The sequence below is a fragment of the Nonomuraea sp. B5E05 genome, from assembly GCF_039880665.1.
Classification (GTDB): Bacteria; Actinomycetota; Actinomycetes; order Streptosporangiales; family Streptosporangiaceae; genus Nonomuraea.
Window position 1 is genome coordinate 551,786 of record NZ_JBDPMJ010000002.1, and the last position, 18,294, is coordinate 570,079.

The following is an 18,294-nucleotide window of genomic DNA, read 5'->3' on the forward strand; positions in this document are numbered from 1 at the left end:
CGAGAGCGTACCTTCCCTGGTCACTGTCCCGCGCGCGTCCGCACCGGCGGCACGGCGGAGCCTGTGGGAGGAATCTTCCTGCTCTTGATGGCGAACGTCATCACATCCTTGAACACGGGGGCCGCCAGCTGCCCGCCGAAATGGCCGTTCTTCGGGTTCTGCAGGACGGAAAGCACCACGAGCCGGGGGTTGTCCGCGGGGCTGAATCCCACGAACGAGGCCGTATAACCGTCATAACGGCCGAGCTCGGCATCATAGCGGTTCGCCGTGCCCGTCTTGCCCGCCACCCGATAGCCGGGGATGGCCGCGAGCTGCCCGGTGCCCTCTTCGCCCACCGCGCCCTCCAGCATGGCCGTGATCTCCTTCGCCGTCGTCTGGCTCACCACCCTGGTCCGCTTACCAGGAGGGGCGGGGACGAACCTGCCCGACGGATCCGTCGCGCCCGCGACGATCTGCGGTTCGATCTTGACGCCGCCGTTGGCGATGGTCTGGTAGACGCTGGCCGTCTGCAGCGCGGTCACCGACACGCCCTGCCCGTAGGCGACCGTGCAGCTCTGGCTGCCGGACCACTTCTTGTAGTCGGGCAGCAGGCCGGCCTCAGCACCGGGCACGCCGCCACCAGGCCGCGTGCCGAACCCGAACGCCTTGAGCATCTGGTGCAGGCCCTCGCTGCCGACCTTGCGCGCGGCCATGATCGTGGCCACGTTGCTGGACTGCGCCATGGCCTGGCGGAACGTCATCGACTCCGTCTTGTGCGCGTGGGCGTCGCGCAGGACCTGGTCGGCGCACCGGATCCGGTCGGGCACCTCGAACACCGTGTCGGGTCCCACCACCCCCGCCTCCAGCGCGGCGGCGGCTGTGATCACCTTGTTGGTGCTGCCCGGTTCGAAGACGTCGGCGGCGGCCTTGTTGACGTAGCTGCTCGCCGGTTCCTTGCGCCAGTTGTTCAGGTCGAGCTCGGGAGAGTTCGCCATGGCGATGATCTGGGCGGTCCGCACGTCCATCACGATCACGGTGCCGCTGTCGGCACCCGACTCGCGGACCTGCTCGCCGATCGACTTCTGGGCGGCCCACTGGATGTCGCGGTCGATGGTGAGCCGCACGTCACGGCCGTTCACTGGGGCGGTGCGCTGGCTGCTGGTCATGGGGATGCGCAGGCCGTCACGGCCGGTCTCGACGCGCATCTCGCCGTCGCGGCCGGCCAGCAGCGAGTTTCTCGCCTGCTCCATGCCGCCCAGGCCGTCACCCTCGTCGCCCACGAACCCGATGAGGCTGCCCGCCAGATCACCCGCCGGGTAGAGCCGGCGGTAGGTGTTCTTCGCCGACAGCGCGGGCACGCGCGCCTGCAGCAGGCGGCTGGCCACGACGGGGTCGACGCCCCTGGCCAGGAGCTGGTAGCGGGTGTCGGTCCTGGCCAGCTTGGCGGCGATGTCCTGCTGGTCCTTGCCCAGATGCTTGGCCAGGACGGCGGCCACGTTGGCGCGCGCGGCTGCCGGCACCTTGGTCGGGTCGATCGACACGTCGCGCGCTTCGACGGTCACGGCCAGCTCGTGGCCGTTGACGTCGGTGATCGAGCCCCGCTTGGCGGGGATGTCCTCGGTGTGCTGGCGCTGGTCGGCCGCCGCGGCGGCGTACACCTTGGTGTCGAGCCCCTGCATCTGGATCAGCCGCCCGGCGAAGATCGACAAGACGAACGTCATGCCGATCAGGCCGATGTTGATGCGCCTGCGCGGGCTGCCCAGCCGCAACATCAGCGGCGGCCTGGGCGGCCGCGGCGGCGTGGGGGGACGGCGCGGCCCTCTGGGTGGCGGCACGTCTCCGCCGCGGCGCGCCGTCACCCGCTCGCGGCCGCCTCGCGCCTGCTCCGGCCCGGAGCCACCGGCCTGCGGCCTGGCTCCTCCCGCCTGGGTACGGCGCAGCGGCCCGTCCTCCTGCCGGCTGGTGCGCCGGGGATCGCCTGCGCCCGGCCGGGCCCCGTCACGGCGCGGGCGCTGCGCCGGGTCGGGCGCCTCCCGCCGGTCGCCTCGGCCGCGCGAGCGCTCGTCGCGCCCTCTGAGCCGGTCGGCGGCATCGCGGCCCTGCGCGGGACGCCCTCGGGAACGCTCCCCCTCGTCCCGGCCCGGGAGGGGACGCCGCCTGGGCCCTTCGTCGCGACTCTGCGCGGCCCGGCCGCGGAGCCGATCGTTCTCCTCACGCCCCTGAGGCGCCCGCCCTCTCGGAGCGTCGCCCCCGCGGCCGCGGGGAACGCGGCCGCTCGAGCCGTCGCCGTCGCGTGACGTGCGACTCCTCGGCGGGTCGCTTCCGTCCCGAGGCCGCCGGCGCGCGGCATCGCCCGCGCGGCCCCGGACAGAGTCGCGGCCCGGGTCACGGCCCGGGTCACGACCGGAGCCGCGTCCGGGGTCACGGTCGGAGTCGCCGGAGCGGCGCTCGCGCGGGGAACCGGGCTCCTGTGGCGGGCGTTCCCTGGGCGCGTCGTCACGCCCGAACGGCAGGTCGAACGGGTCGGGCTTGCGTGGCCGGCGGGGCGGCTCGTCCGGTGGGGCCGGGCGGCCCGTGCCCTCGGAACGGGGGGAGCCGCCCTGCCGTCCTGCCCGTCCCGGCCCTCCCGGCGTACGACGAGCGGCGCCTGGCCCTCCTTGAGAGCCGGCGCCGCCAGCGCCGCGGCCGGGTCCCTGCCCCCTGCCGCTGGAGTCTCTCACCGTTCCCTGTCCACCCGGCTGGCTCGGTCTCCCGCGCTGGTCCAGGCGTTGACGTCATCCCAGTCGGGCTGGTGGCCCTGCTTCTCGGCCATCTCGGCGATGACGTTGGGCTGCGTCTTGCGCTGGTATTCCTGGTCGATCTTCTCGTTCTCCTGGCGGGCCACGGCGATCTCCTCGCGCAGGTTGGCGTCGGTGATCGCGTCCTTGGCCAGCATGGTGTTGAGCAGCAGCAGGCTCACCAGGCCGCCGCAGAGCAGCCCGACCACGAGCAGCACGAACGGCGCGCGCTGCCGGCGCTCGGGCCGGCGTCGTGGCGCGGGGCGGCCGGTATCGGCGCGGGCGCCGGCGGCCGGCCGCTTCGCCTCGGGACGCGAGCGATCGGTGACCGGCCGTGCGCTCTCGGTCCGGGGGCGTGCGTCAGGACGGGGCCGCGGCTTGGACTGGTGCTGCGCTCCGGACCGGCGCGTGCCCGTCTTGGGCACGGCGCGGCGGACGGGCGCACCCCGGCCGAACTCCTGCTCAGTCGTCAACACGGATCCTCTCTGCCGCCCGTAGCCGGGCCGAGGCCGCCCGCGGGTTGCGGGCGAGCTCTTCTTCGCTTGGGAGCTCTGCTCCCCTCGTCAGCAGGCGGAACCTCGGCTGGTGCGCCGGCAGCGGGACCGGCAGCCCTGGCGGGCTGGTGTCCTTGGTTCGCGCCGCAAGGGCCTGCTTGGTGAGCCGGTCCTCGAGTGAGTGGTAGGAGAGCACGACAACTCGCCCACCGAGCGCCAGCGCGTCGAGGGCCGCGGGGAGCGCCACCTCCAGGGCGGACAGCTCAGCGTTCACCTCGATACGCAGGGCCTGGAAAGTCCTCTTGGCGGGGTTTCCTCCGGTACGCCGGGTCGCGGCGGGGATCGCCGCTCGGATGATCTCCGCCAGCCGCTTGGTCGAGGTTATTGCCTCTTTGGCCCGTTCTCTGATGATCAGGCCCGCGACACGCGGGGCGAATCGTTCTTCGCCGTAGTCACGCAGGATGCGGATCAGCTCGTCCGCGGCGTAGGTGTTGACCACCTGCTCCGCCGTCAGCTCCTGCTCGGTGTCCATCCGCATGTCGAGCGGCGCGTCGTAGGCGTAGGCGAACCCGCGCTCGGCCTCGTCGAGCTGCGGCGAGGAGACCCCCAGGTCGAACAGCGCCCCGTGGACCGTGGTGTGCCCCGCGCGGGCGAGCACCTCGGTCAGGTCGGCGGAGGACGCGTGGACCAGGGTCGTCCTGTCGGCATAAGGGCTCAGCCTGCGGGTCGAGTGTTCGATCGCGAACGGGTCGCGGTCGATCCCGATCAGATGAAGGGAGGGAAAGCGGGCGAGCAGGGCCTCCGAGTGCCCACCGAGGCCGAGGTTGGCGTCGACGACCACCGGCGCGGAACCGGACAGCGCGGGACCGAGCAGTTCCAGAACGCGCTCGAGCATCACCGGAACGTGACCGTCCGTGCCGACGTCGTTCTGCATCTCCAACCCCCCTCTCGCGTCCTGCTCGCGGATGACGCGTATCGATCGTCTCGCCGGTCTTCCTGGGTCCCCACCCGGCGCCGCCCGGCCAGGTCCCCATCCGCACCCTCTTCGTGGACGCCTGTCATCTGACACCGGGGAAGGTGCGTCAGCTGGCAGACAGTGGTTGCGGGTGGAGACCTCGCCGAACGACATCACCGACGGATCGACCGTGGTCACTACAAGATCCCTGGCAGCACCTCCTCCGACAGATCGGCGAACGCCTGCTCCTGCGCGCTGAGATAGGTTTCCCAGGCCTGCGCGTCCCAGATCTCCAACCGGGTGTTGGCCCCGATGACAACGCAATCACGCTCCAGCCCCGCGTACTGGCGGAGGCTCTGCGGGATCGTGATGCGCCCTTGTTTGTCTGGTTTCTCGTCGGACGCGCTGGCGAAGAAGACGCGGCTGTAGTCACGCACCGCCTTGGCGGTGACCGGGGCGGTGCTGAGAGCCTCGGTTATGCGCTGGAACTCCTCCACGGGAAAGACGTAGAGGCATCGCTCCTGGCCTTTGGTGATCACAAGACCCTCCGCCAGCTCCTCACGGTACTTAGCCGGCAGGAACAGCCGTCCCTTGTCGTCCAGACGCGGTTGATGGGTGCCGAGGAACATCGGCCCCACCTCCCGTGCCTCGTGAAGCGCTCAGCGCTGGCGCACCGGGCCCTCCACTGCGCACCACCATACTCCACTTCTCCCCACCGTCAACTGATTCGAACCGTCTTCATCATCGGTTTCCCTTGCGTTATCGCAGGTCAGAGCGATGGAGTGAGGTGGAGTGGGGTGAGCGGCCGGTCAACCCTCATGGGCGTGTCGAGGGTTGAAAAGACCGCGGAATTAGGCGGTGCGCGCTTCACGAAGGCCGCAGTGGGGGAATGTGGCGCGGATCATGGTCCGCCCTGTCACTGGATTCGCACCCCTATGCCACAAGAACAGGAACATCGCTGAGGTTCGCTGGAATATCCACAAATGTCGCTCGCGAACCCGCAGCGTCGTAGGGTCGTACACACAATGGAAAAGGAATGGCATGGCTCCCGCAATGGCACCAACGGGACAGCCGTCGCACTTCTCTCATGGAGGCCTGGTGGCAGTTACCCATGACGTCCCTCCCCAGCTCGACGAGCTGGTCTCCACCGCCCACCGCATTCGGCAGGCCATCGAATCGGTGATCGAGGGCAAGAGCGACGCCGTCCGCCTCACGCTGACCGTCCTGCTCGCCGAGGGGCACCTCCTCATCGAAGACGTGCCCGGGGTCGGCAAGACCATGCTGGCCAAGGCTCTCGCCCGGTCGATCGACTGCCCCGTGCGGCGCGTGCAGTTCACCCCCGACCTGTTGCCCAGCGACATCACCGGAGTGAGCGCGTACAACCAGCAGACCAGAGAGTTCGAGTTCAAGCCCGGGCCGGTGTTCGCCAACATCGTCGTGGGCGACGAGATCAACCGTGCCTCCCCCAAGACGCAGTCCGCGTTGCTGGAATGCATGGAGGAGCACCAGGTGACGGTGGACGGGGTGACGTACCAGCTGGATTCGCCGTTCATGGTGATGGCGACCCAGAACCCCATTGAGATGGAGGGCACCTATCCCCTGCCCGAAGCACAGCGTGACCGCTTCTCCGTGCGGATCGCGATGGGCTACCCGGAGCCGACCGCCGAGTTGGAGATGCTCGACGTGCACGGCAGCGCCTCGCCGCTCGACAAGCTCGAGCCGGTGGCGACGACCGCCGAGGTACGGGCGCTCATCGAGGCCGTGCGCGGGGTCTACGTCTCGCAGGCGGTCAAGAAGTACGCCATCGACCTGGTCGTGGCCACCCGCCACTCCCCCGACCTGCGGCTGGGCGCCTCACCCCGGTCCACGCTGCAGCTCGTACGGGCCGCGCGGGCGCACGCGGCGCTGGCGGGCCGCGACTACGTCATCCCCGACGACGTGCAGGACCTGGCCATCCCCGTGCTCGCGCACCGGCTGCTGCCCAGCATCGAGGCGCAGGGACAGCGCCGGCTGCCCGAACAAGTGGTGGCCGATCTGCTCAGGCGCGTACCGGTGCCCGAGTCGCGAGCGTCGTGAGAGCCGGACTGCAGGCGCTGACCTCCAGAGGCAGATCGTTCCTCGCCTCGGGAATCGCGGCGCTGCTGATGGCCGTGCTCCTGGGCGAGAACGACCTGTTCAGGATCGGGGTGCTGGTGACCGCGCTGCCGCTGCTGGCCGCGCTCGTGGCGGCGCGCACGCGCTACCGCCTGAGCTGCGCCAGGCGGCTGGATCCGTCAAGGGCTGAGGTGGGCGGCGAGGCCACCGTCACCCTGCGGCTGGAGAACGTCACCAGGCTGCCCACCGGCCTGCTGCTCATCGAGGACACCGTTCCCTACGCCCTCGGCGTGCGGCCCCGGTTCGTGCTGGACCGGGTGGAGTCGCGGGGCGTACGCGAGATCGACTACCGGGTGCGCTCCGACCTGCGCGGCCGCTACACGATCGGCCCGCTGTCGATCCGGATCACCGACCCGTTCGGCCTGGTCGAGCTGACCCGCTCGTTCACCATCAGCGACACGCTGGTGGTGACGCCGCACGTCGCGGCGCTGCCGCACGTACGGCTGTCGGGCGAATGGACGGGCGGTGGCGACAGCCGCACCAGGAGCGTGGCGGCGGCCGGCGACGACGACGTGGCGCCGCGCGAGTACCGGCAGGGCGACGACCTGCGGCGGGTGCACTGGCGCTCGACCGCCCGCCGCGGCGAGCTGATGGTGCGCCGCGAGGAGCAGCAGTGGCAGAGCCGCGGCGCGCTCCTGCTCGACACCCGCAGGCACGCCCACCGCGGCGAGGGCCCGCGCTCGTCGTTCGAGGTGGCGGTCTCGGCCGCGGCCTCGATCGGCGTGCACCTCGCCCGCGAGGGACTCGGCCTGCGGCTGGTGACCGACCAGGGCGCCGAGCACCTGACCGACACGGGCCTGAGCTGGTCGCTGCTCGACACACTCGCCGTGGTACGGCACAGCCCCGCCCGCTCGCTCGAGATGGGCGTCTCCGCCCTGCGCCAGGGCGGAGGCGACGGGCTGATCGTGGCCGTGCTCGGCTCGATGGACGCGGAGGAGGCGAGAGAACTGGCCAGGCTGAGGCACAGCGGCATCACCGGAGTGGCGGTCCTGCTCGACGTGGCGACCTGGGACGGCGGCGACAGGAAGGCCGCTGAGGACCTGGAGGCGGTGCAGACCGTCCTGGCCGGGTACGGCTGGCGCATCGTACGGCTGCCCGCGGGCACCACGATCGCGTCCGTCTGGCAGGACGCCGCCAACCACGGCAGGTACGCGGTCGGCCCGGCCGGAGGTGCGGCATGAGACTCACCGGCGCCTCCGGCCTGGCCGTGTTCACCGCGGCGATCCTGCTCTACCCGCTCTTCCAGGGCGGCGCCTGGTTCTGGGCGTCGCTCGGCGCCGTGCTCACGGTGGTGGTCGCGGGCCTGCTCACCAGCCGCCTGTCGTTGCCCGCGTGGGCGGCTCCGCTGGTCGCGCTGGCCGCGACGTGGATCTATCTGACCGTGACCTTCGTCTCGTCCGAGGCGTGGGCCCTGGTGGTGCCGACGAAGGGGTCGGTCGCGGAGCTGGCCCGGCTGCTGGGCGTCGGCTGGGCCGACATCCAGCGGTTCGCCGCCCCCGTGCCCGTGACCGACGGCATCACGCTCCTGACCACGGGCGGCGTGGCCCTCATCGCGATCACCGTGGACCTGCTGGCCGCTCGGCTGCGGCGGGCGGCGCTGGCCGGGCTGCCGCTGCTGGCGCTGGCCACGGTGCCGGCCACGATCCTGGCCGAGCCGATCAGCTGGCCCGCGTTCATCATCGCCGCGCTCGGGTTCATCGGCCTGCTGATCGCCGACGGGCGCGAGCGGGTGGGGCACTGGGGCCGGGCCGTGCTGGTGCGGCGGACCACTCGCGCCGCGCAGTCTCATGACGGCGCCCGTTCCGCGGCCGACACCAGTGGCCTGCGCCTGTCCGGCAAACGCATCGGGTTCGCCGCGATCGCGCTGGCCGTGCTGGTGCCGGCCGCGCTGCCGGCGATGGAGCCCGTGTCGTTCTTCACCTTCGGCGTGGGCGGCAACGGATCGGGGCGCGGCAACTCGATCAGCATCCCCAACCCGATCGCGAACCTGAAAGGCCAGCTGGAGCTGCCCGAGCGGCGGGTGGTCCTCACCTACAGCAACAACGACGACCAGGCCAGATATCTGCGGATCTACTCGCTCGACAGGTTCGACGGCCAGCAGTTCGGCATGACCGAGCCGAAGGGCGCGCCGCAGAACAGGACGGACAACGGCCCGCTGCCCGACCCGCCCGGGCTCAGCCGGCGGCCGAAGATCAACAACGTGATCACGAACGTCCGGATCAGCGACGAGATCGCCCGGCTGTCGTTCCTGCCGCTGCCGTACCCGGCCCGGCAGATCCGGGTGGACGGGGACTGGCGGGCCGACGTCGACACGCTCATGGTCTTCTCCACCCGTGACGAGGCCGCCGGCCTGGAGTACGAGGTGGCGACGAGCGAGCCGGAGCCCACGCCGGACCTGCTCGACTCGCTCGACGGGCAGCAGCCGAGGGTCGACGACCGGTATCTGGCGCTGCCGGACAACCTGCCGCCCGAGATCGCCGCGCTGGCCGAGCGGGTCACCCGTGGCGCCTCGACCACCTACGAGGCGGCGGTGAAGCTGCAGCGCTTCTTCACCACGGACGGCGGATTCACCTACAACCTGCGCACGCAGGGGCACGGCAACTCGGCGCTGCGGGACTTCCTGCTGCGTGACCGGGCGGGCTACTGCGAGCAGTTCGCCGCGTCCATGGCGGTGATGGCCAGGCTGGTGGGCATCCCGTCGCGGGTGGCGATCGGCTACACGGGCGGCATGAAGATCGGCGACCGGTGGACGGTCGGGACGAACGACTCCCATTCCTGGCCCGAGTTGTACTTCGAGGGCGTGGGCTGGCTGCCGTTCGAGCCGACTCCTTCGGGGTCGATCGGCCAGGGCAGCGCGCGCGTGCCGTCGTACTCGGTGCCCCGGCCGAGCACCACCACGGGCGAGGAGTCGACGCCGTCGACGGGAGAGAGCGGCTCCCCGGCCGACGAGCCGCAGGACCCGCAGGCCCGGCGCAACGAACGGCAGCTGGACCGCGAGGCCCAGGCCGCGACCGGCGGGCTGCCCCCGGACGACTCGATGCCGCTGATCGGCCAGGTCGGCATCGGCGCGGGCGCGCTGCTCGTGCTCCTGCTGGTCCCCGCCGGCGTGCGGCTGATCGCGCGGAACAGGCGCGTACGCACGCTGAAGGGGATGGCGCCGCAGGCGTCCACGACGCCGGCGACGGCGCCGGGGAGGACACGGCGCAAGCGCGGGGACGCCGCCCCCTGGGTGGCGGCCGTCTGGGCCGAGCTCGACGACGTGCTGTACGACTATGGAATGGCCCGCGAGGACAGCGAGACCCCGCGGGCGCTGGCCCGGCGGCTGACCCAGCAGTACGAGTTCGGTGCGGACTCCGCGGCGGCCATCTCGTCCATCGCCTCGGCGGTCGAGCGCGTGTTGTACGCCAGGGACCCGGGCCCGATCGCGCCCATGAGCAAGGACCTGCGCCAGGTGCGGCAGGCCCTGGCGGCCACGGTGTCACGCGGTCGGCGGATCAGGGCGGTGCTGCTGCCTCCGTCGACGCTGCGCCGGCTGCAGCGCATGGGAGAGGGCCTGCTCGACGGGTTCGACCTGCTGGAGAACATCAGGATGCGGCGGACGGCGGCGCACAAGGGATCATGACCACATGACCCAGCGTGCGGCCGCTCCCCTCGTCAGGGAGCGGCCGCACGCTTGGGTGGGTCAGCGCTCGTCGTGGCGACGGCGCCAGCGCTCTTCCATACGCTCCATGAAGGTGCCACGGTTGCCTCTGCGGGCCTGCTTGCCCCGAGGAGCGGCCGTGCCGCCGGGGGCGGCCGGGGGCGAGTCACCGAACCCATTCATACGTTTCCAACTGGACAAGCCCCACAAACACGCGGCGAGCATGACCACGAAACCGCCGACGCCGAGCGGGATCAGGGCACTGCCACTGACGACCACGCCGACCATCATGATGACGACGCCGAGGGCAAAGCCGATGGAGGCTTTGATCAGGCGACGCTTGTAATGGCTGCGCGGGTCACTGATCCTTACGGTGTTGGCCCACTTCGGGTCCTCGGCGTAGAGGGCCTGCTCGATCTGGTCGAGCAAGCGCTGCTCGTGCTCAGAGAGCGGCACGGCGCCTCCCAAGGACGGCCCCAGGACGGGGAAGACGGCAACGGACGACACGGGGTGTCCGAACCTCGCGGTCGGTCATCCCCAGGATACGAGGCTGTAGACGCAGGCGAAAGCAAACGTCCAACGCAGACCAAACCGGAGGTGACGTCATGGCTCCATTGTGACCCATCTCGTCCCCCTTCCCCCAAAACTGGGGCACTGATGTCCCCCTAAATCTGGACATCGAACGTCATGTCTCTATTTCATCAAGCTTGCCACGTACTAGCGATGCTGGGAGCACCGCGTCGGGACCGAATCTCCGGATCGCCTTGTCCATGGCCTGTTCGGCCTCGCGCCAGCCGGTCTCCCGCTCGCCCAGGCTGAGCTGGCGCACGGCTTCGCCGGCCGGTCGCAAACTTTCCATCCGCACTCCCACCAGGCGCAACCTCACACGTTCGAGGCCGGCGGCGGCGAACAGCTCGCACGCGGTGGCATAGATGACCTGCGCCACATCAGTGGGCTCGCGAAGCGTCCGCGAGCGGCTGATCGTCGTGAAATCGGCGCGGCGGAGCTTCACACTTACCGTTCTTCCCACGTGGCCGCCCTTACGCATCCGGGCGGCCACCCGCTCCGACAGGCGCAGCAACTCACGCTTGATCACCTCGGGATCGTCCACGTCGGCCGCGAACGTCTCCTCGTTGCCGATGCTCTTGTCGGGCACGTGGGCGGTCACCGGCCGCTCGTCACGCCCCCAGGCAAGCGCCGCGAGATGGCCGCCCGCGGCCTGCCCCAGCTCCCGCTGCAGGGTGCCGGGCGGCACCCTGGCGAGGTCTCCGACCGTGCGGATGCCGAGCCGCACCAGCGCCTGCTCGGTGCGCTCCCCCACCCCCCACAAGGCCGACACCGGCAGCGGATGCAGGAAATCGACCACCTCGCCGGCGGGCACCACCAGCAGCCCGTCGGGCTTGCACTGCTTGGAGGCGAGTTTTGCCACAAATTTACTCGAGGCGACGCCGACGGAGCAGGTGATGCCGTAGCGGTCGAGGACCTGCTCCCTGATCATGGCGGCGATGGCCGCGGGCGGGCCGAGCCTGAGCCTGGCTCCCCCGACGTCGAGGAACGCCTCGTCGGAGGCGATCGGCTCGACCTGCGGGGAGATCGCGCGGAAGATCTCCATGACACCCTTGGAGACCTCGGAGTATTTGCCGTGGCTGGGCGGGATGACCGTGGCCTGCGGGCAGAGCCGGCGCGCTCTGCTCATCGGCATCGCCGAGTGCACGCCGTACGCCCTGGCCTCGTAGGTGGCGCTGAGCACGACGCCGCGCCCGGCGGGCGAGCCCACGATCACGGGCCGGCCCACCAGCTCGGGACGGTCGAGCAGCTCGACGCTGGCGTAGAAGGCGTCCATGTCGACATGGAGGATCGGGCAGCCGCTGTCATCGACCCCGGTCCGCGGAGCGGGGCCGATGCCGGTGATCTGCTTGCGAGACACGCCGCCGATTCTATCCGAACAGGAGTTCTATACCGAGGGGAGCCGCCATCGATCTTTTCCTTCCTGACACTGAGGCGCCGGGGGGTGAGGCGCGATCTCGGCCGCGCTCGTGCCGGTCATCGGGCTCAGGTCCTGTGACCGAGCGCGTGCGACTGGGTGGCGATGTCTCTCAGCACCGGGTGGGTCGACGCCGCCTGCTCGAGCGCCACGAGCGCGTCCGCGGCACCGGGCTCACCGTCGACGAGCCTGCTCGGCACCAGATCGGCGAAGACGCGCACGCCATGGACGGCCCCGATGGAGAAGCCGGTGGCGCCCAGCAACTCGACGAGCGTGGCGGCGGCGAAACGCCGGGGCGTGGGATCGCGCTCGCCCCAGCTTCCCTCCGGGTCGTCGAGCACGGACCTGGCCTCGTCGAACTGGCCGGCGAGCGCCCGGTGGATGGCGCTGGCGACCGGGTTGGCGGCCAGCACGCTCACGGCCCCGCCCCTGCGCAACACTCCGGCGACGGCGGTCAGCGCGCTGATCGGGTCTTCGACGTATTCCAGGACACTGTGGCAGAGCACCAGGTCGGCGCTGTCGCGGCTGAGCAGCTCGCCCAGGTCGGCGACGTCACCCTGCAGCGCGCGCACGCCCACGCCCTGCTCCTTGGCCCGGCGTTCGAGCGCGGCCAGGGAGTCGGGGCTCGGGTCGACGACGGTGACGCCGTGGCCGAGCGCCGCCAGGGGCACGGCGAACCCGCCGGTCCCGCCGCCCGCGTCGACGATGTCGAGCCGCTCGCGCCCGGTGGACGCGGCCCGCTCCGCCAGCACGGAACGCAACGCGTCCCAGACGACGGCGGTCCGCACCGCCGGGGTCCTCGTGACGCCTTCAGCACGCAACGTCGGCTCGCCTCCCTTTCCCTCGCGACCGGCGCCCTCGCGAACGCGCACTTCGCGAACGGCTTCTTCGCGGATGGGCCCAGCCTACGCCGTGCGCGCGATCGCCCGCTCCCCGCCGGGCGGCCCTGGCGGTCAGGCTCGGGCGTCGAACTCGGCGGCCAGTCGTTTCGGCGCCCGCAGCCGCCAGGCCTCGCTCAGCAGCTCGCCCATCTCCTCGGCGTCCACCGCCCCGAACCGCGCGAGCACGATCGCGTGCCCCTCGTAATGCGGCGTGGTGAAGAACTTGGCGGGCTCGGCCGCGATCAGCCCGGCCTTCTCCTCCTCGGCCGGCACCGGGAGGACGAGCACGTCGCCCTCTTCCCTGATCCGGGCGAACCACTTGCCGCGCACGTAGAAGGCGGGGGTGCCGTACATGCTCTTCTCGGTCGTCTCGGGCAGCGCCAGCGCCAGCCTGCGCACGTCATCCTCCGTCACCATCAGAGCCTCCTGAGGGGACCGTCGCCTTCAGGCGATGGGGAATCGGGAGCGGGAGTACCGTCGAGGGAGCCCGTGCGTGCAGTGGCTGAGCGGCAGGGAAAAGGGCGCGTCGCGGCTGGTGACGCGCCCTTACTCCGGCTGCCGGACGGACCCGCACGCGCCACGCGGGATCGCCGTGGTTGGAACGTACCCCGAACTTGCGGCCATGACGGCGGGCAACAGGGTGTCTAAAGGGTGAGGCTTGGCTTGAGTTGCTTGAAGCGGGCCAGCAGCCCGTTGACGAACTGAGGCGACTCGTCGGTCGAGAGCTCCCCCGCCAGGTGCACCCACTCGCTGATGACCACGCCCTCGGGCACGTCGGGCATCCACAGCAGTTCGTACGTGCCGCCGCGCAGCAGGTTGCGGTCGACCGCCGGCATGCGGTCGAGGGTCCATCCCTCGGCGTAGGTGGTGATCAGCTCGTCGATGCGCTCGTTGTGCCGGGCGACGCCCTCGACGAGGGCGGAGGTGTATTCGTTGACCGGAGGCTCCTGCCGCTCCACCCGCTCGGCGAGGATCTTCAGCGCATCCTCGCCGCGCAGCTCGGCTTCGAAGAGGATGTCGAGTGCCCGCCTGCGTGCTTTGCCGCGTGCCGACACCTCAGGCCCGGCCGAGGTATTCGCCGCTGCGGGTGTCGACCTTGACCTTCTCCCCGGTGGTGATGAACAGCGGGACCTTGATCTCGGCGCCGGTCTCCAGGGTGGCGGGCTTGGTGCCGCCGGTGGAGCGGTCGCCCTGCAGGCCCGGCTCGGTCTCCGAGACGGTCAGCTCGACGGCCGCGGGCAGATCCACATAGAGCGCGGAACCCTCGTTGAAGGCCACCGTGGCCAGGGTGTTCTCCAGCATGTAGCTGGCCGCGGCGCCGACCGTCGCGCTGGGCACGTTGACCATGTCGTAGGTCTCGGTGTCCATGAACACGAACTCGTCGCCGTCCTTGTACGAATATTGCATCTCGCGCTTGTCGACGTTGGCCACCTCGACCTTGACGCCGGCGTTGAAGGTCTTGTCGACGACCTTTCCTGAGAGGACGTTCTTGAGTTTGGTGCGCACGAACGCGCCGCCCTTGCCCGGCTTGACGTGCTGGAATTCCACAACGGCCCAGAGCTCCCCGCCGTCGAGCTTCAGCACCATGCCGTTCTTCAGGTCGTTGGTCGTCGCCACTCGTTCTCTCCCGCGTGCGGCCGCTCTAAAGGACGAGCAGCTCCTTGGTCGTCTTGGTGAAAAGCTCCGGCCCGCCCTCGCGTGTCACAAGCGTGTCCTCAATGCGAACGCCGCCCCGGCCCGGGAGGTAGACCCCGGGCTCGACGGTGATCGGAACTCGATCCTCTAGTCTACCGGTCCGAGAGGGACCCAGGAACGGCTCCTCATGGATCTGCAGGCCGACTCCGTGGCCGAGACCGTGCCGGAAATGTTCGCCGTGACCGGCGTCGGCGATCACGGAGCGGGCGGCGGCGTCCACGTCGCCGACCGGCGCTCCGGGTGCGAGGGCGTGCCTTCCCGCCCGCTGCGCCGCGACGACCAGGTCGTACAGCTCGCGCTGCCAGGCGGCGGGCGGGCCGAGGCAGACCGTTCTCGTCATGTCGGCGTGGTAACCGCGGTATCGGGCGCCGAAGTCCATGGTGACCAGGTCGCCGGCGCGCAGCTCCCTGCCGGTGGGGGCGTGGTGGGGGATCGCGCCGTTCTCGCCGGCCGCCACGATCGTGTCGAACGCGGGCTTGTCGGCGCCCAGCTCGGTCATGCGGTTGTCGAGCAGGCGGGCCACGTCACGCTCGGTCATGCCGGGGGCGATGCGCTGCCGGACGTCCTCGAACGCCTGGTCGGTGAGCTCGCAGGCGGTGCGCAAAAGCGCCAGTTCGGCGTCGTCCTTGACCGCCCGCAGCACCTCCACCACCGGCCCCAGCGGGACCAGCCCTTCGCCCAGCCGGTGGTAGGTGGCCACGCTCATGCTCGCCGCCTCGATGCCGGTCCCGGGCCCTTCCAGGACGCCCGCCAGGGCGCCCGCCACGTCGGCCGCCTCGACCGCCGGAAGGTCGAGGGCGCGTGCCACGTCGATGTAGCGGTTGTCGGTGGCCAGCAGCCCCGAGCCGTCGGCCCTGACCAGCACGGCCGCGTTGGAGCTGGCCAGCCCGGTCAGGTAGCGGACGTTCTCCGGCGAGGTGACCAGCAGGGCCTGGACCTCGTGGGCGGGCAGCAGCCCGGCGAGCCGCTCCCGGCGAGCCGCGTAGTCGAAGGTCATTTCGCCAATGTACGCGCTATGTCCCTCTTATCACGATTGCCCGCCCTGGCGCGGCGGTCAGCGGCCCGGCAGGCGCCACTCCCCCATGAACTCGGCCAGTGGCCCTCCCGGCACCATGTCGCCCTTCTCCTGCGCGCGCACCAGGTCGCGGTAGACCCCGCCCACGTGGTTGAGTGCCGGACCCATGTGGCCCTCGTCGAACTTCCTGCCCGCCTTCCTGATCTTCTCGCGGGCCTTCGCCGCGACGGCGGGATCGATCCCGCCCATGGCCTGCTGGGCGTTCAGCGCCTCGTCGAACGCCTGCAGCCACCTGCCCCACCCGCCCGGAGGGATGGCCTCCCCCAGGGTGGCCTTGGGCGGCACCGTCCCGAGCAGGGTGGTCGGTCCGGTGTCGAGCGTGGTCACGATGCCGGGGGTCGGGTTGCTGGAGGGGGTGTCGAACGGCGTCTCGATCGACGTGCTGGGCGAAGGGGAAGGCGTGGACACGGCGGCCTGCCGCTCCCCCGACACCGCCCACACCACCATGACGACGGTCACGACCGCGATGATCGCCACGGCCGCGCCGAGCTGGATGAACAGCCTGCGGTTGGCGGCGCCGGGCTCCGGCCCCAGATCGCCCGCCTGGTAGATCGCGGTGTCACCGGCTCTCGGGGTGGCGAACTGGTAGACCTCGGTCGCCCCACCGCCAGGAGCCCCGCCGGCGGCGCCGGTCCTGGGCGGGGCGGCCGGGTTGGCGCGCGGCCTGGCGATGGCCGCCAGCGCCCGCCGGATCGACTCGCCGCCGGCGGGCCGCTTGGCCGGGTCCTCGGCGAGCATGGCCAGCACCAGCCGGTCCAGCTCGGCGGGCACTTCCGGCCGGTGCGCGCTGGGCGGCACGAGCCCGCCCCCGCGCGCTCCCGCACCGCCGGAAGCGCCGACGCCACCGGGCGTGCCGGTGGCGGCCGGGTCGCCGGACGCGGGCCCGCCATCTCCGTCCGAGGCGCCGGCAGACCCGGACGAATGGGCCTCAGCGGACGAGAACGAGCCAGTGGCGGCAGAGACGGACGGGCCGGTGGCGGCAGAGGCGACCGAGCCGGAGGCGGCAGAGGCGGACGGGCCGGGGACAGCGGAGCCGGACGAGCCGGAGGCGGCGGGCGGGTGGCCGCAGAGCAGCTCGTAGCAGACCGCACCGAGCGCGTACAGGTCACCGGGAGCCTGCGCCGCCTGGCCGGCGACCCGCTCGGGTGCCACGTACCGCTGGTCGCGGACGGGCGGCTCCTTGTCGTGCATCCCGAACCCGACGGCCTTGAGCACCCCGCTCCCGGCCCGGCGGAAGCTGTCCGGGTCCACCTGGCCGTGCACGACGCCGGCCCGGTGCGCGGCGTCGAGCCCGGCCGCGGCCTGCCCGATCAGGTCGCAGACCTCCACGATCGGCAGCGGGCCCCGCGCGGCCAGCTCCTCGCCCAGGCTGAGCCCGGTGAGGAACTCCATCACCAGGAACGGAGCGCCGTCCTCGTCACCGACGTCGAGCACCATGGCCACGTTCGGATGGATGACCCGCGCCGCGGCCTGCGCGTGCTGCTTGAGCACCTCTCTCGTGGCGGACCCCACCGCCTTGGCGCCGAGGACCTTGACGGCCACGACCCAGTCGGCCCGCGTGTCGTACCCCCGCCACACCTCACCCATCGGCCCGCTGCCGATGCGCTCGTCGAGCCGGTACCGGTCAGCGACCAAGGACGGCGCGCGCTCCGTCGCGTCGGACATATCCCCGCCAATAACTTGAACATCAGTATTTCGACCAACCATAGAGCCACACGGCCCCCGCCGCCCCGGCATCACCCCGGACGGCGGGCTTCCCACCGCCTTGACGTAACGAATATCGTTATTTACGTTTATCGTTATGCACACCCGATGGATCACCCGGCTCGAGACCTTGCTGACCTACGCCCTCGTCATCGGCTGTCTGGCCGCCCTGGTCGCGCTCGCCGCCAACGTGGCGATCGCCTTCATCGGCGCGCCCAAGGGAATCTCGATCCCCCTCCGCGTCTTCGACGTGCCCACCTCGGGCATGGCCATGACCGGGGTCGCCGTCGACGACATGACCGCCGAGGCGATGATCCGCCCGCAGGACGCCTCGCCGGTCGCGGGCCTGCTCTACCTGCTGATATGGGCGCCAGGAGCGGCCACGGGCCTGTTCGCGCTGTTCACGCGGGCGCTGCGCAGGGCGAGGGCGGGAGACAGGGCGCTGTTCTCCACCACGACGGCCGGTCTCCTGCGCAGGATCGGCTGGATCCTGATCGCGGGTTCGCTCGCGTCGGCCGCGCTCGGGATGGTGGCGGAGGCCACCCTCGCCGCCATGCTGCTGACCGAGAGCCATGCGTTCTACCCGCCGTCGAGCACGTTGCTCTGGGCCGTCGTCGCCGGTTTCGCCGCGCTCGGCGTGTCGGAGATCGTACGGCGAGGGCTGGCGCTGCTAGAAGAGGTCGAGGCCACGGTCTGATGAGCGAACCGGTCATCAGGGTGCGGCTCGACGAACTGCTCAAGGAACGCGGCATGACACTCACCGAGCTGTCGCACCGCGTGGAGATCACCGTGGTCAACCTGTCCATCTTGAAGAACGGTCACGCCAAGGCGATCCGCTTCTCCACGCTGGCGCGGCTGTGCCAGGCGCTCGGGTGCCAGCCGGGCGATCTGCTGACGTACGAATGAGCCGGCCGAGGGAGGACGCGTCCTCCCTCGGCCGGCTCGTCACCCGCGCG

17 protein-coding genes are annotated in these 18,294 nt (G+C 71.1%); 5 read left to right on the plus strand and 12 right to left on the minus strand.

Annotated features, from left to right (window positions below):
- Positions 1 to 20 precede the first annotated feature (20 nt).
- The 4 genes from ABGB01_RS05865 to mraZ all read right to left on the minus strand — a co-directional run bounded on the left by ABGB01_RS05865 (position 21) and on the right by mraZ (position 4,834).
- Positions 21 to 1,814 (minus strand): penicillin-binding protein 2, encoded by a 1,794-nt coding sequence (locus tag ABGB01_RS05865; protein WP_347771045.1) that lies wholly within the window; start codon positions 1,812 to 1,814, stop codon positions 21 to 23.
- 881 nt (positions 1,815 to 2,695) lie between these two features.
- Positions 2,696 to 3,229, minus strand: a complete 534-nt coding sequence (locus ABGB01_RS05870) for a hypothetical protein (RefSeq protein ID WP_347771047.1) — start codon at positions 3,227 to 3,229, stop codon at positions 2,696 to 2,698.
- Positions 3,219 to 4,184 (minus strand): 16S rRNA (cytosine(1402)-N(4))-methyltransferase RsmH, encoded by a 966-nt coding sequence (gene rsmH / locus ABGB01_RS05875; protein WP_347771049.1) that lies wholly within the window; start codon positions 4,182 to 4,184, stop codon positions 3,219 to 3,221. The genes ABGB01_RS05870 and rsmH overlap by 11 nt, the downstream gene beginning before the upstream one ends.
- Before the next feature lie 218 nt (positions 4,185 to 4,402).
- Positions 4,403 to 4,834, minus strand: coding sequence for a division/cell wall cluster transcriptional repressor MraZ (gene mraZ, locus ABGB01_RS05880; RefSeq protein ID WP_132511788.1), 432 nt, complete (start codon positions 4,832 to 4,834; stop codon positions 4,403 to 4,405).
- Positions 4,835 to 5,303: 469 nt separating this feature from the next.
- Between mraZ and ABGB01_RS05885 the strand changes: the two genes are divergently transcribed.
- Genes ABGB01_RS05885 through ABGB01_RS05895 form a run of 3 tightly spaced genes read left to right on the plus strand, consistent with a single transcriptional unit; the run spans position 5,304 to position 9,981 of the window.
- On the plus strand, positions 5,304 to 6,281 hold the full coding sequence (locus ABGB01_RS05885) for a MoxR family ATPase (RefSeq protein ID WP_132604931.1): 978 nt from the start codon (positions 5,304 to 5,306) through the stop codon (positions 6,279 to 6,281).
- A complete protein-coding gene (locus ABGB01_RS05890; RefSeq protein WP_347771052.1) occupies positions 6,278 to 7,540 on the plus strand; it encodes a DUF58 domain-containing protein in 1,263 nt (420 codons plus the stop codon). The genes ABGB01_RS05885 and ABGB01_RS05890 overlap by 4 nt, the downstream gene beginning before the upstream one ends.
- Positions 7,537 to 9,981: a DUF3488 and transglutaminase-like domain-containing protein gene (locus ABGB01_RS05895; RefSeq protein ID WP_347771054.1), complete on the plus strand. Its 2,445-nt coding sequence runs from the start codon at positions 7,537 to 7,539 to the stop codon at positions 9,979 to 9,981. The genes ABGB01_RS05890 and ABGB01_RS05895 overlap by 4 nt, the downstream gene beginning before the upstream one ends.
- A gap of 60 nt (positions 9,982 to 10,041) precedes the next feature.
- Here the strand turns inward: ABGB01_RS05895 and ABGB01_RS05900 are convergent, their stop codons facing one another.
- From ABGB01_RS05900 to ABGB01_RS05935, 8 genes are all read right to left on the minus strand, one after another.
- Positions 10,042 to 10,455, minus strand: a complete 414-nt coding sequence (locus ABGB01_RS05900; RefSeq protein WP_347771056.1) for a DUF3040 domain-containing protein — start codon at positions 10,453 to 10,455, stop codon at positions 10,042 to 10,044.
- A 229-nt stretch (positions 10,456 to 10,684) separates the two neighbouring features.
- Entirely contained in the window at positions 10,685 to 11,926 is a 1,242-nt protein-coding gene (gene dinB, locus ABGB01_RS05905; RefSeq protein WP_347771058.1) for a DNA polymerase IV, read from the minus strand.
- Positions 11,927 to 12,051: 125 nt separating this feature from the next.
- Positions 12,052 to 12,771: a methyltransferase domain-containing protein gene (locus ABGB01_RS05910; protein ID WP_347771060.1), complete on the minus strand. Its 720-nt coding sequence runs from the start codon at positions 12,769 to 12,771 to the stop codon at positions 12,052 to 12,054.
- A gap of 165 nt (positions 12,772 to 12,936) precedes the next feature.
- Entirely contained in the window at positions 12,937 to 13,281 is a 345-nt protein-coding gene (locus ABGB01_RS05915; RefSeq protein ID WP_347771062.1) for an MmcQ/YjbR family DNA-binding protein, read from the minus strand.
- 227 nt (positions 13,282 to 13,508) lie between these two features.
- Positions 13,509 to 13,919: a transcription antitermination factor NusB gene (gene nusB, locus ABGB01_RS05920; RefSeq protein ID WP_347621564.1), complete on the minus strand. Its 411-nt coding sequence runs from the start codon at positions 13,917 to 13,919 to the stop codon at positions 13,509 to 13,511.
- Position 13,920: 1 nt separating this feature from the next.
- Positions 13,921 to 14,481 carry an elongation factor P gene (gene efp / locus ABGB01_RS05925; protein WP_347771064.1) on the minus strand — a complete coding sequence of 187 codons (561 nt, stop codon included), beginning with the start codon at positions 14,479 to 14,481 and terminating at the stop codon, positions 13,921 to 13,923.
- Between the two features lie 25 nt (positions 14,482 to 14,506).
- Positions 14,507 to 15,556 (minus strand): aminopeptidase P family protein, encoded by a 1,050-nt coding sequence (locus tag ABGB01_RS05930; RefSeq protein ID WP_347771066.1) that lies wholly within the window; start codon positions 15,554 to 15,556, stop codon positions 14,507 to 14,509.
- A gap of 57 nt (positions 15,557 to 15,613) precedes the next feature.
- Positions 15,614 to 17,299 carry a serine/threonine-protein kinase gene (locus ABGB01_RS05935; protein WP_347771068.1) on the minus strand — a complete coding sequence of 562 codons (1,686 nt, stop codon included), beginning with the start codon at positions 17,297 to 17,299 and terminating at the stop codon, positions 15,614 to 15,616.
- A 136-nt stretch (positions 17,300 to 17,435) separates the two neighbouring features.
- Here ABGB01_RS05935 and ABGB01_RS05940 point away from each other — a divergent pair, with 136 nt between their 5' ends.
- Both ABGB01_RS05940 and ABGB01_RS05945 read left to right on the plus strand, forming a co-directional pair.
- A complete protein-coding gene (locus ABGB01_RS05940; protein WP_347771070.1) occupies positions 17,436 to 18,035 on the plus strand; it encodes a hypothetical protein in 600 nt (199 codons plus the stop codon).
- A complete protein-coding gene (locus ABGB01_RS05945; protein WP_347771072.1) occupies positions 18,035 to 18,244 on the plus strand; it encodes a helix-turn-helix transcriptional regulator in 210 nt (69 codons plus the stop codon). The genes ABGB01_RS05940 and ABGB01_RS05945 overlap by 1 nt, the downstream gene beginning before the upstream one ends.
- The last annotated feature ends 50 nt before the right edge of the window (positions 18,245 to 18,294 follow it).